Raw genomic sequence first — 13,438 nt, 5'->3', positions numbered from 1 at the left:
TTTTTCTTATTATCGACGAAACTTAGATGTTCTAGCCAATGCATGTTCTATGTGCATTTCCCAAAAGACTACTTGACCTAACATTCAAATGTTTGTTTGATTATACTTTTATTATATGCAACTTCTCTTATAAATTCAAACGTTTATTTGAATATTAGGCGCTTTTTTTCAGAAAAAAGAAAAAACAGAGTAAAAGACCTACTTCTTTTACTCTGTTTTTAGAGAGACAAGCTATTCAAAAATAAAATCATGATAATTCCCTTACTTATATATATGCAAAGATTCTTTTGAGGTACCTTAATGATGTCCACTTACTGTACTATACACCGCAATGACGCTGATTCCGATGAAAAGATATAATAAAAACGATAGGAAGTTCATCCGTTTCTTTGCTTTCCAAAGCATTTCATGAACGGTAACATAACCAATTCCTCCTATAGCCAACCCCATCATAATCCCTTGAAGACGAAGGCTTTCAAGGATAATATGACCACCTAACCATGTACATATACTCAACAAGCTCGAAAGAACTATAATGCCACTTATGTAAAACATCATTCCTCGTTTTATAAATAGACATGGAATCATAAGGGCGACACCTTCAGGAATATGATGCAAAAAAATCGCTGCTAAAAGTGTAATATGTGAATGACTATTATCTGTTAACGTACTTCCCCACGCAAAACCACTCGGGATGTTATGAATAAAGATAGCAACAATAAGAAAAAGGAAAGAATACATACTCGGTTGCATATCGTGATCATGATGGTGAGGAAAAAGTTGTTCAAGAAGGATCATAATCAATACCCCCCCTACAACTCCTATGGTAACACTTGCAAAAGGCTGATGATGGAACGTTTCAGGAATAATATCAAATAGTAATAATCCAGCTAAAATACTTCCACAAAATGCATGAAGACTATATATGTTATAGCGATTCATTTTGCCAAACAAATGACTAAGAACACCACCAATAACTAATCCCATACACGCTAATACTCCGACTACTATAGGCATATCGTCTACAATCTCCTCTTTTCTAATTTGTCCTATATATCATTAGCATATTTAGTATAGGTAGAAGTTAGTCCACAAACATCGCATATCATGTTACACTATAAGTGGATAAAAGTTATATCCAAGATAGAGAATACATATTGTATACGCATTGAAATGGAGGATACAAACAATGATTATGACAACAACTGCAACACTTCAAGGAAAAGAAATTACAGAATACTGCGGAATCATTACTGGAGAAGCAATTATGGGTGCTAACATCGTTCGCGATATTTTCGCTTCAGTACGTGACGTTGTAGGTGGCCGTTCTGGTGCTTATGAAGAAAAATTAAAAGAAGCAAGAGAAATTGCTTTCGCTGAAATGCAAGCAGAAGCAAATAAACTTGGTGCAAATGCAATCGTTGGTATTGATGTTGATTATGAAGTAGTACGTGACGGCATGTTAATGGTTGCTGTTAGCGGTACAGCTGTAAAAGTTCAATAATATAACCGAAGCCTCTTCCCTACATGAAAAATGTGAGGAAGAGGCTTTTTTATTACATCTACTCTAATCTATGTACACATAAGGATTCGCTGGCATATTCACTTCCTGCACTTCTTGTACGTCTATAATTGGGAATGTTAAACCATTTTGAACTGTTTTTTCGATTTTCCCTGTTACACGCACCCACTCATCGTTTTTTAAATTCGCTACCATGTCCCCCTTTCCTAGCATGCCAACAACAATGGAATCGGCAACACAACAAGCCATGCCAAACCTTGCTACATATATTTCGTTATCTTTTGTATTACTATCTCTATATATAAATCCAGTGAATGAAATTTCCTTACCTACAAATAAGTCGATGTCATTACTAATGGCACCTAACGTGAAGACTATTTCATCTTCTTGAATGTCAATTCGCTCTGCATCGATTAACGCTTCATACCCCCCTGTACTTGCTTGTGCTGTTCCTATTTGAATCCCACGCTTTTCCGCAATACTTGCATCCATAACATTATCATGAAATAGGAAACCTGTCACAATTGGAAGAATGAATAACAGATATGTTATGAACGTTCGCTTCTTTCGTTGTGGACGACAACATGAACATGCACTTCCTTGTTTTTTCACCAATCCTAAGAAATGAACACTACCTAAAATAAAAGCAATGGCCATTAGTACGTACATAAACTTCATCATTCTCGGTGCGATGAAATGTTGGATGTTCCCTGTTAAAAGAAGCTTTACGATTAATAAGAAAAAACCCATAAAAATAATTCCTCGTATATAAGATTGAAACGATGACATTTCTCTTCCTCCTTTCTAGAAGTACGATGCGATCATAGTCACACCATATACACTTAACGCAACAAGTACAATAAATGATAGAACAAATCGTTTTTTAAAGTACGCTACCATCATTAGCGTATTCTTTACATCAATCATGGCACCAAACAACAAAAATGCTAATAATGACTCTGCTGAAAATGTATGAGAAAAGGAAGCTGCTACAAAGGCATCTGCTTCTGAACAAAGTGATAATACGTAAGCAAAGCTCATCATCACAAGTGGTGATAACGCATCATTATCGGCTATCACTGTCAACCATTCTCGATTCAAGAACGTTTGAAACAGACTAGCAATACATGCACCTATTAACAAATACTTTCCTGCTGAAAAAAATTCATTGCTAGCATGGACAATTACCTCTCGCCATCTACTCATTTCTTTCATAACATGGTGTGATGACTTTTCCTTTTTGTTGACTAGTTGGGATGTTCCATTATATCGCATATATACGACAGTACCGATGATAATAGCGATTAAGAAAGCTAGTCCAACACGTAAATATGCCATTGATTCATTGGACGAAAAAGCAAAATATGTAGAAGCAAAAACAAGCGGATTAATAATTGGCACACTAACTAATAGCACCATACCAATATGAAGTGGTAATCCTTTTCGGATAAGTCGATGAACAACTGGCACGATGACACATTCACACATAGGCATAATAACACCGATTAACGAAGCTGGAATCATCGCCATAAATGCATGTTGTGGAAGTATCCGTTGGATACGCTCTTCGGTGACATATGTTTGAATCCAACTTGATACAAATACACCTATCATGACAAACGGGATTGCTTCTAGAAAGATGCTTAAAAACATCGTATTCATATTAAGAAAACTCTTTGGGATAACGCTTGTATATTCCAACAACGAAGTGAAATCAATAAAAATAAACAGAAATAAAAATAATGCGATTAACAATAAACCAATACATTCTTCCCCTATTCTCCTTACCATTTCGACTCTCCTTTTATAAGAACAATTCCGATTTAACTCTGCTAAGTTAACACTTTATACACTATATGCTTGTCCCATCTTTTTATGTCTATTTATTTGACGTTAATATGTTCCACTGTATGGAGAGCAGAAATAGGACATCCTAAGAAAATAAGGTTCATTTCCCTTATCCATAAAGTTTGGTATAGGGCAACTAATTTGTTCTCCCTCTAAAAGTATATTCTTGTGCAATAATATTGCTGTAGACCCACATGATTTTCACCTGTTATACTTTATTGGCGGTACGAAATGAGAACGAAAAGGAGGTACAAATCGTGGATAGTACTTTACATAAACGAATAGACCGAGCGGCATACATAAGCATGACTGCTTATATTGTATTGTCTATTTTGAAAATAACTATTAGCTATATCGCAAACTCGAATGCACTTCGAGCAGACGGATTAAATAACTTAACCGATATCGGTGCAACGGTAGCAATTATTATCGGACTAAAAATTTCGCGTAAACCACGTGACGCAGACCATCCGTACGGACATTCGAAAATGGAGCAAATATCGTCCCTTGTTGCCTCATTTATTATGGTGGCTGTTGGTATTCAAGTATTATACGGAGCAATTTCACATGTATTTGACAGCAAAACAGTCGCACCTGATCCCCTTTCAGCATGGATAGCTGTTGGATCAGCATTCGTTATGTTCGGAGTATATAAATATGTGATGGGTATTGCGAAAAGTGTTCACAATAAAGCTCTAGAAGCAGCAGCGAAGGATAATATTTCAGATGCATACGTTAGCGTTGGTACAGCTGTCGGCATCATCGGCGCACAATTTGGTTTCCCATGGATTGACCCTCTTGCAGCAGTTATTATTGGTATTATTATTATAAAAACAGCATGGGAAATATTTAGTGAAGCAACGCATATGTTAACAGACGGATTCCATCCAGAGAAAATAGAAGAATACAAAGAAACAGTTGATGCAATTGAAGGTGTGGACCATATTGTTGATATTCAAGGTAGAATGTACGGCAATGCGATTCACTTAGATGTAACAGTTGAAGTTGCCGGTGAATTAGATGTGTATAAAAGTCACGACATCGCAGATGCGATTCAAGATGAGCTTAAAGAGAAACATAACATCCCGTGTACACATGTTCATATCGAACCATTAAAAGAAGAACGACAACCACAAAATTAAATAGAAATCCCCGTGTACGCTACTTGTACACGGGGATTTCTATTTATAATAGCTCTTTTGCTAATAAACGATACACATTTAATCGTTGCTCCTGTGAATGAGGAATACTACAAATCATTGCTTCGTCAAAGCCATAATACTCCTGTTCTTTCTGTAGGAACGAAGCAACTTCTTTCGCCGAACCAACGACATGGCGTTTACGATTTTCTTTCATCATCAAACGATCCATCTCTGACAACGGGAATTGCTGCGCTTCTTCCGGTGTCATAAACGGGATAATTTGCCCTCTCATGAAAAACAAATTGAAAATATCTTTTGGCAATGCTTCATACTCGGCCTCTTCTGTTGTTTCAGCCGTTGTTACTAAGTAAGATACACAAATAGTTGGCTTTTCCATAAATACAGATGGTTTAAAATTCTGTTTGTATGTGTCTAAGACTTCTTTTGGCATTTCGCCGGTGAAAAATTGCGCAAAAGAATACCCTACTCCTATTTCTCCTGCTTTTCGTGCGCTATTCCCACTGGAGCCTAGCAACCATGCTTCCGGTAACACAACATGAGATGGTACAGCTTTCGTTTTTTGGTACAACTCATCTGTCGGTATTTCATCATTTATTAGTTGCAATGCTGTCTCAAACTTCTCATACATATTATGCATCATCGGTTGGCGTCCTTCGGCCAATGCGTACATCGAATGTGTATCTCCTCCTGGCGCTCGACCAACACCAAAATCAATTCTTCCAGGTGATAAGGCACTAAGTGTGTTAAATACCTCTGCCATTTTCAGCGGTGAATAATGCATCAGCATTGTCCCACCAGTACCAATCCGCATCTGTTTTGTTTTCGCAGCTAAGTGGGCTGCCGTTACTTCGGGCGCCGAACTTGCGAAAATACGCGATCCATGATGCTCCGCCATCCACATACGATGATAGCCTAATTCATCTGTCAAGATTGCTAATTCCTCCGCTCGCTTCAACGCATATGCTTCACTTTGTCCTTTCGTCACAGGCGCTTGATCTAGCACACTTAACTTCATCTATGTAACATCCTCTCTTTTACTTCCTTCTATTGTTCTCTCCTATTCTATCATTTTTTCTTCCTGTATACGGAAAGAAGCTACCGACTCACATATTTTTCGGTAGCCTGCTCGCTATATTCGTTTTAAATAAACATATACAGGTAACCCTGACAGCACACCTACTAAAGATAAGATGCATGTCATTGGTTGATTCAACAATGTACTTATAATAACAAATACAGAACCTATAATGGCAAGTATCGGCATAAATGGATAGAGCGGCACACTATAGACACGTGTTTTATTTTTCTTACGTAACAGAAACACCGCAAAGAACGCCATCACATAAAACAAATAAATGATGAAAACAGAAATCTCAGATAGACGATCTGGATTAGCTAACAACATCATAATGGTCGCTAATGCAAGTTGCATATAAATTGCATTAGCTGGTGTATGGAATTTCGGATGAACACGGCTAAATGTAGTCGCAAACGGCAATTGTCCTCTTTCCGCCATTGCGAATGGTATACGAGGAAACGTCATAATTTTTCCATTTAAGCAACCAAAAATAGAAATAATAATTCCGATACTAATTAACTTTCCGCCAATAGCCCCAAACAAAAGTGTTGCTGCCGTTGCCGTGGCATTTTCTCCCAAACGAACAATATCTCCCGCAGGTAACACCTTCATGAGTGCAATATTAATAAATACATACGAAAACGTTACAACTAATAACCCCACAAAAATCGCTTTTGGTAACAACTTCGCTGGATTTTTCATTTCTCCACTAATAGACGCTAACAAAATCCATCCATCGTATGCAAATAACGTTGCTAAAATTGCCATGCCGATGCTTGTACCAGCAGCTGGCGGTACAAGCACGTTAAATACTTGTGCCTCTCCTTTCCATAAACCAAATATAATAATAAGTGCGATTGGTGCTAGTTTTCCAACTGTCGTAATCGTTTGGACCGCACCACCATACTTCGTTCCAATAATATTAACAACACCTAAAAAAACAACTGTTCCAATGCCAAGTGGCACGATAGAAGCTGTATGCAGTGAGAAAAAATTCACTAACAACGAACCAAAGTATAAACCTAACGTACCCATAATTGCCGGTCCATAAATAATCGTCTGCATCCAACCAGATAAGTAACCCCAAAACTCTCCGTATACTTCTTCTAAGTACACGTACAAGCCACCGGTCTTCGGAATTTGTGCACCAACTTCGGCAACTGTTAAACCACCCGCCAATGTTAAAATCCCGCCGATAACCCATGCTGCGATTGCCATAGTTGATCCACCCGAATAGGCAAGCACACTTCCTGGCTTCATAAATACACCCGAACCGATAATTGTTCCAATAACAATGGAAAGTGCCACGCTAAAGCCTATTCTCTTCTGTAATGTTGCCTCTTGATGTTCCATCTTTATTCGACCTCCCATATGATATAACTTCTCCTAAAATAAGCAAAAACACTCCCTTTCTTTAAAAGGTATAAGTGTTTTTTACACATATAAGCACATATTCTATATGTGCAGGTGAATAAACATTCAGTATATGTGTCTATGCTATAGCTATTCTGTCTTCAAGAAGAAAGATGGTGGCATATGAATATTGATAGCGTTCTCAAAAAGAAAAATGTCTTGCAGCGTTATCGGAACTGGTTTGTCTTAGATGACATGGCTTTCTCTGTTCGTGACTTGTATGACGATGTTCTGTCAATCACAAACACATTCTCTGCTTCCGTTATTTTTTGTGACAGCTGTGAGGCAAACCAAATAGCCGATGAATTAGGTGCAGAAGAACAAGAATTTTTGTACGACATATCTGGCATGTACTGGCACGAATTAAATATTGTCTTTATCTTTCACTTTGATAACTACACCCAAACACTCGAAACACTCTTTCATGAATGGGTGCATACGATGCAATTTCAAAGTGAGGATGGACGACGAATCCAACAGAAAGAAACCTCTCTCCCCTATGAACAACGTCAATTAGAGAAACAGGCATTTGCACTAGCAAAAGAAATGATGGAAGTGTACAGACTAAGATAAAAAGGTGTAACACTCAACCTTTTATCTTAGTCTGTTTCCTTCGTCCAAACAGTAAGAAACACCATTCTAATTAAGTAAACTTCCATGCCCTTCTATGTAGAATTAACATGTTAGATTTAGAAGTGTATCTTCCATCTCTTTTAATAAAAACTCATAATTATCTTCGTTTTGATACGTTTCTTTTATATACAACAATTTTTCTTTGTATGTATAATCAAATGCTTTTGCTTGTTCAACTGCTATATCTGGGATTATTCCTGCCCCTTCCCAGCCTGTATTTGTAATAGGACTGATTGACCTTCTATTCGGTATTTTCATGCGAATACTATCCATTTTTCCTTTTCGAATTTCATCTTCACGTATTAACTCTTGCATACTCTTCGTATGTTGTTTAATAACAGTCGACGGACTGTGTAACACGTCTAAATGTTTATCCTTCGTTAACTCCTGCAACTCTTTAGTGAGCGCTACACATAATTCTTCTTGGTTATCAATGAGATTATACTGTCCCTCTTTAAAGTTCTTAGTTAACTTTCCCTTCACTATATATAATTTTGTTCGATATGATGAATCACTTGGTGTAAAATCTCTTCTTTTTCTTTTGTTTTTAATACAGTTACCATATTATAGATCATCTTTTAATAAGGTATGTGAAATTAAAAGATGCAGTAGTACCTTTATATAAAGTTCCTTCCCATTTTAATCTTGGTTTATTTATAACATTAACTTCAACATTTACTTGCGAATACCTTTTACTCCAACACGTAAAAGATATGTTTCCACTTCTATTGCTAGGAAGGATTGTACAAACCATTAACGAATACTTCTTAAAGAGACTAATATAAAAAGTAACTACTCATTTATGATTCGAGAAGCAAAGGAAATTGATGACTCTGGACTCAAAAAGTATGTATAAAACAAGGAGGTCTTAACATGAACGAAGCAAAAGAAACACCTGAAGAAAAAAGAGAAAAGCTAAGACAAGAAGAATTAAAAAATAACCCAACTGGCAACTTAAATGATTCCGTTACTAGATCTCAAACTGGTGGCCTCGCTGATTTAGTAGGAAGTTTAGGTTGGAAAGGTACTGGAATAATTATCCTCGTACTTATCCTCGGCCTAATTGTTGCATCTCTCCTCTTAAAATAATAAAAACGCATTGAAATTCAGCTACAAATTTCAATGCGTTTCTTTATTCGTTCATCTATTCTCCATCGTCCATCCGATACTCTAAAATATCTCCAGGTTGGCATTCCAGTGCTTTGCAAATGGCTGCTAACGTTGAGAATCTAATTGCTTTTGCCTTGCTGTTTTTCAGGATAGAAAGGTTAGCCATTGTTATACCGACTTTATCCGTAAGTTCTGTTACACTCATTTTCCTTTTTGCAAGCATTACATCAATGTTCACAATAATTGCCATATCATTCACCTCAGACTGTTAAATCATTTTCTGCTTTTATATCCATAGCATTTTGTAATAGCTTTTGAAGAACAGCAGCAAAAACAGCAATGACAATGGAAGCAAAAATAACAATCAATCCTATCATTATAATAGTCGGGGCATCTTCCACCTCTTTCATTGAATGTAAGACCGGCATGAAAAGGAATATATTTAATACTTGTAAGCTACTGATTATACTTGCACAATACTTAATGTTCTTTAAAAACTGTACAGGTAGTTCTGAGAAAACGATACCTTTATCAATATACGCTAAAAGCTTTAACGTTTGATACAGTGCAAAGAAAAATGCTAGCGCTGCTGTGTACACTCCAATTACAAATGGATATTTTAAATAAGCTAAATTAGGGACCCACTCTTCGTAAACTTTTGCTAAGCTCGGTACCCCAAACACACAAAGCCCAAGAATTGTAATCCCCATAAGAAAAACAACTATCTTTAAAAAGAGTGTCTCTCGTTTCATAAAAAAAGCACCTCATTTATTTATTTTCTATATTGAATTTAACACGAAATATATCGTTTAACAATATTTTTTTATCATAAAACACAAACAAAGAGCATTTCTCATAACAAAGAAATGCTCTTTTAAATTGCTATTCAATATAGACTACAAACTTTCTAAAGTTAGCTTATCTCTTACTAATCTTCTTCTCTTTGAAGTTTTGTTTGTCCATGTGTCCACGTGTTACACCTAATTGGTTTGTTGCTTTTAGTGCTTTCCATACGCTTGTACCTGTACGCTTTCCTTCAAGTGCTTCGCGATATAGCTGGATTACTTCTTGTACTTTTTTGCCGTCTTCTTCTAAGAACTCGACACGGTAGCTATTTACACCTAACTTTAAGAATTGTGAAATATACTCTGCACCCGATTGCTCAATTGCGTTAAATACTGTGTTACGGCAACCGATGTCAACGCGCACTGGATGCTCCATACCGATTCGATCTTGTAGGGAGATAGTGTGTTCTTCACAAGGACGACCACAGTTTGTAAAGTCTGTTCCATCACTTAAGAATGTACAATATACACAATGCTCTGTATGGAACATCGGTAAATGCTGATGAATAACAAGCTCTACTTTATCCGTTTGCGATACTGCAAGCATGTCCATCATTTGTTGTGTATTTAAGTCATAAGACGGTGTGATACGGTCTAAGCCATGGCCAAGGAACATATCAACTGCTTTATGATTGGCGATATTTAATGAATAATCACCGATTAACGGGATGTTCAAATCTTGGCTTGTGTAGAATTGAACAGCACCTAAGCTACGTACTAGAATAGCATCTGGTTTTGCACGAAGAATCCCAGTTAAAATACCATTCTCACCTGGCATATGAATACGTGGTGTCGCAAGTGCAATTTTCTTATTACCAGCGTGTGCTACTTCTACTGCTTTCCGATAATCTGTTGTGAACTCAAAGTCAGCATAAATATAATCAATATCTGTATGCGTTGCTGCTTCAATTTGTTCTAATGAACGGCAAAGTGCAATTAATTGTGGATGTTCCACTTCTTCTGCTAAGAATTCTTGACGAGAAGCAAACGCATCTACACCAGTATGTGTATAGTGATATGGTGCTTCACGTAATGCTAACAACTGCTCTGCTGCTTCTCTACGCATACGATTTAATTCTTTTACTGGTACGATAACATTACCGGTCACATGCATCTCTAAATTATTTAATCCGTAGATTGTACCACCTAAACGACCTAGTTGCTCCGCTAAATATTCTTCTGTTAACGGACGCTTTAGCGCTTCTTCTAACTTACCTTCTGATTCAATTGTAACCGTATTACCATTTGCATCGTCCGACCAAATCGTTACTAACGATTGTCCAATTTCTCCGTATACTTGTACACTTATCGGGAATACTTTGTATGCTTGTTCTTTTTCGAACGTCTTCTGAAGACGACGATTTAATTCCTGGTCACTTGTCTTCCATACGCGATCACCAACACTAACTTTCGTTAAGTTCACATCATGGCGACCAGGTACGATTTCGATGATTCCACCTTGCACTTCACCTTCTACTTTTACGCCTTTTTTACGTAAATCATAAATACGTCCGCCTTCTTCTTTCTCTTCTGGACGTCCACGGTCAAATACGATACCGTCACCACGTTTGATTGGTGCTCCTGTGTCAATAACAACTGCGTCTTTTAATACTTTCTTTACCGTACCTAAAAATACACCACGGCTCTTCGGATACGTACCATCTAATAACTGTCTATGATTCGTTCCATTTAAGAAACCATGTGTAAATCCACGGCTGAAGCTCTGCTCTAGCTCACGGATTTCTTCTTTTGATGGATTGTACTGTCGCCCCGCAATATACTCGTCAATCGCTTTACGGTATTTGCTTACAACGTTTGCCACATACTCAGGTGACTTTAGACGTCCTTCAATTTTGAATGAAGATACACCCGCTTCGATTAAGTCTGGAACTAGCTCGATTGCCGCTAAGTCTTTTGGTGAAAGTACATAAGCAACATCACCCATTTCTTTCACTTCGCCATCTACTACGATATCGTATGGAAGACGACACGCTTGCGCACATTCACCACGGTTCGCAGAACGTCCACCCCACATTTCAGACGTTAAACATTGTCCCGAATAGGATACACAAAGTGCTCCGTGAACAAATACTTCTAGCGGTGTATCTGTCTTTGAGGTAATTGTCTTAATGTGTTTCATGTTATTCTCACGGCCAAGTACAACTACTTCTAAGTCATACGGCTCTAAAAACTTTATTGCTTCTGGTGATGTAATTGTCATTTGTGTTGAACCATGAATCGGGAAATCCGGTGAAATCTCACGAATCATTTTCATTAAGCCCATATCTTGTACAATTAATGCATCTACGCCAGCTTCCATACATGCTTCTACAAGCGTCTTAGCATCTTCTAATTCATTCTCAAAGATTAAAATATTTAATGTTACGTAGCCGCGCACATTATATTTATGAAGATAAGCCATAACTTCTTTTAGCTCATCCATTTGGAAGTTCTTTGCCCTTACCCTCGCATTAAACTTTTCAACGCCAAAAAATACTGCGTCTGCCCCGTTTGCTACAGCTGCTCTTAAGCATTCCCAGTTGCCCACTGGTGCTAATAATTCTATCGTTTCTCTCGTGATGCGCTTCAAATAATTCACTCTCCCGTACAAATTTACTTTCCTATATTCCCTACAATACAGGCAAATATGTACATTATAGCGAAATTCCTTCTAAATAGCTAGGGCTCAACGCTACATACTCATTTTTCATTGCTTTTGTGCTTACTCTAGAAACTTAGAAAAAATACCCTTTTTTGAACAAAAGTGTTAAAATTAATTCACCTTATGTTGCTGTTACCAAAAATGAAAAGGATGTGATTGACTGAATATATGAAAATATGTAACTCATACTTAAATGCAGCATACATAACTATTCGTTGATATCATTATTTTGCACTACATTAACCTACTATTATACTTATTTTCTTATGAATTAGAGGTGTTAACTATGGAAAATCTATTTATGGCTTTACTCTTAATGGCGTTTATAGCTACGTTATCCTTACTAGTAACTTCACTCGTATTTTTTGTGAAAAAGAAAAAGAAAGCAAAGAAACTTCTAAAATTAGCCGGTGCTACTTTTGCTTGTTGTATCATTTCATTTATTGGATTTGGTCTAACAATGACACCGGAAAAGCAACAACAATTACGTGATAAGCAGGTGGCCCAAGAAGAGCAACAAGCAAAGGAAGAAGCAAAACAAAAAGCCGAGAAAGAGGCAAAACAAAGAGCAGAAGAAAAAGCAAAAGAAGCTGCCGAGAAAAAAGCAAGAATGCAAGCTAAGCCAACAACAAACGAAGAACCAAAGCAAAGAGATAACCAAACAGACGACGAAGAAAACGATCAAGAAGATGAAAATTACGATGAACAAGAAAATGAAGACTATGATGACCAAAACACAGTTATTCCACCTACAAAACCAAGCACTGGATCAACGCATAAATCGAACAATAATGTAAAAATCAAGCCTAATACCAACTCAAGTACTAAACCAAAAAGTAGTTCAAGTACTAAATCAAGCGGTGGCTCAAGTACGAGTAGTGGGTCCAGTAGCAGTTCAAAACCTAAACGATAATATACGTATAGTAAACCAAACCTTATAAAAACCACACAAACACTATCATTTGTGTGGTTTTACTTTTATTTATCCCCCCTTTTTAAATTTTTAAAATATAATAATTAAACCACTTTCTTTTTCACAATCTCACTTTATGGTTATCGCTTTCATTCCAGTATTACCAAGGTTTACACTATTTTCACTAGATTGCTATTTTAAACCTTGACTTTTTATAAATATTTTACAATAATGGAAGTATAGTAGTGATA

At 36.9% G+C, this 13,438-nt stretch carries 14 protein-coding genes; 5 read left to right on the top strand and 9 right to left on the bottom strand.

From position 1 onward, the window contains the following. Positions 1–297: 297 nt before the first annotated feature. Positions 298–1,017, bottom strand: coding sequence for a ZIP family metal transporter (locus IEV41_RS03950; protein ID WP_188387134.1), 720 nt, complete (start codon positions 1,015–1,017; stop codon positions 298–300). A gap of 172 nt (positions 1,018–1,189) precedes the next feature. Between IEV41_RS03950 and IEV41_RS03945 the strand changes: the two genes are divergently transcribed. Then, positions 1,190–1,504, top strand: a complete 315-nt coding sequence (locus IEV41_RS03945) for a heavy metal-binding domain-containing protein (RefSeq protein WP_188387133.1) — start codon at positions 1,190–1,192, stop codon at positions 1,502–1,504. 63 nt (positions 1,505–1,567) lie between these two features. On the opposite strand, the gene IEV41_RS03940 is transcribed toward IEV41_RS03945, so the two are convergent. Both IEV41_RS03940 and IEV41_RS03935 read right to left on the bottom strand, forming a co-directional pair. Next, positions 1,568–2,311, bottom strand: a complete 744-nt coding sequence (locus tag IEV41_RS03940; RefSeq protein WP_188387132.1) for a TIGR03943 family putative permease subunit — start codon at positions 2,309–2,311, stop codon at positions 1,568–1,570. 15 nt (positions 2,312–2,326) lie between these two features. Next, positions 2,327–3,313, bottom strand: a complete 987-nt coding sequence (locus IEV41_RS03935) for a permease (protein ID WP_188387131.1) — start codon at positions 3,311–3,313, stop codon at positions 2,327–2,329. Positions 3,314–3,627: 314 nt separating this feature from the next. On the opposite strand from IEV41_RS03935, the gene IEV41_RS03930 reads away from it, so the two are divergent. After that, entirely contained in the window at positions 3,628–4,512 is an 885-nt protein-coding gene (locus IEV41_RS03930; RefSeq protein ID WP_229722138.1) for a cation diffusion facilitator family transporter, read from the top strand. A 43-nt stretch (positions 4,513–4,555) separates the two neighbouring features. Here IEV41_RS03930 and IEV41_RS03925 read toward each other — a convergent pair whose 3' ends face one another. Next, on the bottom strand, positions 4,556–5,548 hold the full coding sequence (locus IEV41_RS03925) for an MsnO8 family LLM class oxidoreductase (RefSeq protein ID WP_188387129.1): 993 nt from the start codon (positions 5,546–5,548) through the stop codon (positions 4,556–4,558). A 114-nt stretch (positions 5,549–5,662) separates the two neighbouring features. Beyond that, positions 5,663–6,964: an APC family permease gene (locus IEV41_RS03920; protein WP_188387128.1), complete on the bottom strand. Its 1,302-nt coding sequence runs from the start codon at positions 6,962–6,964 to the stop codon at positions 5,663–5,665. Positions 6,965–7,147: 183 nt separating this feature from the next. On the opposite strand from IEV41_RS03920, the gene IEV41_RS03915 reads away from it, so the two are divergent. Beyond that, on the top strand, positions 7,148–7,597 hold the full coding sequence (locus IEV41_RS03915; RefSeq protein ID WP_188387127.1) for a DUF3920 family protein: 450 nt from the start codon (positions 7,148–7,150) through the stop codon (positions 7,595–7,597). Positions 7,598–7,699: 102 nt separating this feature from the next. Here IEV41_RS03915 and IEV41_RS03910 read toward each other — a convergent pair whose 3' ends face one another. Then, the gene (locus tag IEV41_RS03910) at positions 7,700–8,140 is read right to left on the bottom strand and encodes a hypothetical protein (protein ID WP_188387126.1); all 441 of its coding nucleotides are present in this window, start codon (positions 8,138–8,140) and stop codon (positions 7,700–7,702) included. A 390-nt stretch (positions 8,141–8,530) separates the two neighbouring features. On the opposite strand from IEV41_RS03910, the gene IEV41_RS03905 reads away from it, so the two are divergent. Then, positions 8,531–8,746 carry a DUF6366 family protein gene (locus IEV41_RS03905; protein ID WP_188387125.1) on the top strand — a complete coding sequence of 72 codons (216 nt, stop codon included), beginning with the start codon at positions 8,531–8,533 and terminating at the stop codon, positions 8,744–8,746. Between the two features lie 55 nt (positions 8,747–8,801). On the opposite strand, the gene IEV41_RS03900 is transcribed toward IEV41_RS03905, so the two are convergent. The 3 genes from IEV41_RS03900 to IEV41_RS03890 form a co-directional block, all read right to left on the bottom strand. Then, positions 8,802–9,017, bottom strand: coding sequence for a helix-turn-helix domain-containing protein (locus IEV41_RS03900; protein ID WP_188387124.1), 216 nt, complete (start codon positions 9,015–9,017; stop codon positions 8,802–8,804). A 10-nt stretch (positions 9,018–9,027) separates the two neighbouring features. Beyond that, a complete protein-coding gene (locus IEV41_RS03895) occupies positions 9,028–9,519 on the bottom strand; it encodes a DUF2975 domain-containing protein (protein WP_188387123.1) in 492 nt (163 codons plus the stop codon). 166 nt (positions 9,520–9,685) lie between these two features. Beyond that, positions 9,686–12,202: a U32 family peptidase gene (locus tag IEV41_RS03890; RefSeq protein WP_188387122.1), complete on the bottom strand. Its 2,517-nt coding sequence runs from the start codon at positions 12,200–12,202 to the stop codon at positions 9,686–9,688. A gap of 373 nt (positions 12,203–12,575) precedes the next feature. Between IEV41_RS03890 and IEV41_RS03885 the strand changes: the two genes are divergently transcribed. Then, the gene (locus tag IEV41_RS03885) at positions 12,576–13,187 is read left to right on the top strand and encodes a hypothetical protein (RefSeq protein WP_188387121.1); all 612 of its coding nucleotides are present in this window, start codon (positions 12,576–12,578) and stop codon (positions 13,185–13,187) included. Positions 13,188–13,438 lie beyond the last annotated feature (251 nt).

It is taken from the genome of Priestia taiwanensis (assembly GCF_014638355.1).
GTDB lineage: Bacteria > Bacillota > Bacilli > Bacillales > Bacillaceae_G > Priestia_D > Priestia_D taiwanensis.
The sequence above is the reverse complement of the archived record's forward strand: the minus strand, read 5'-3'. Positions and strand labels throughout refer to the sequence as shown.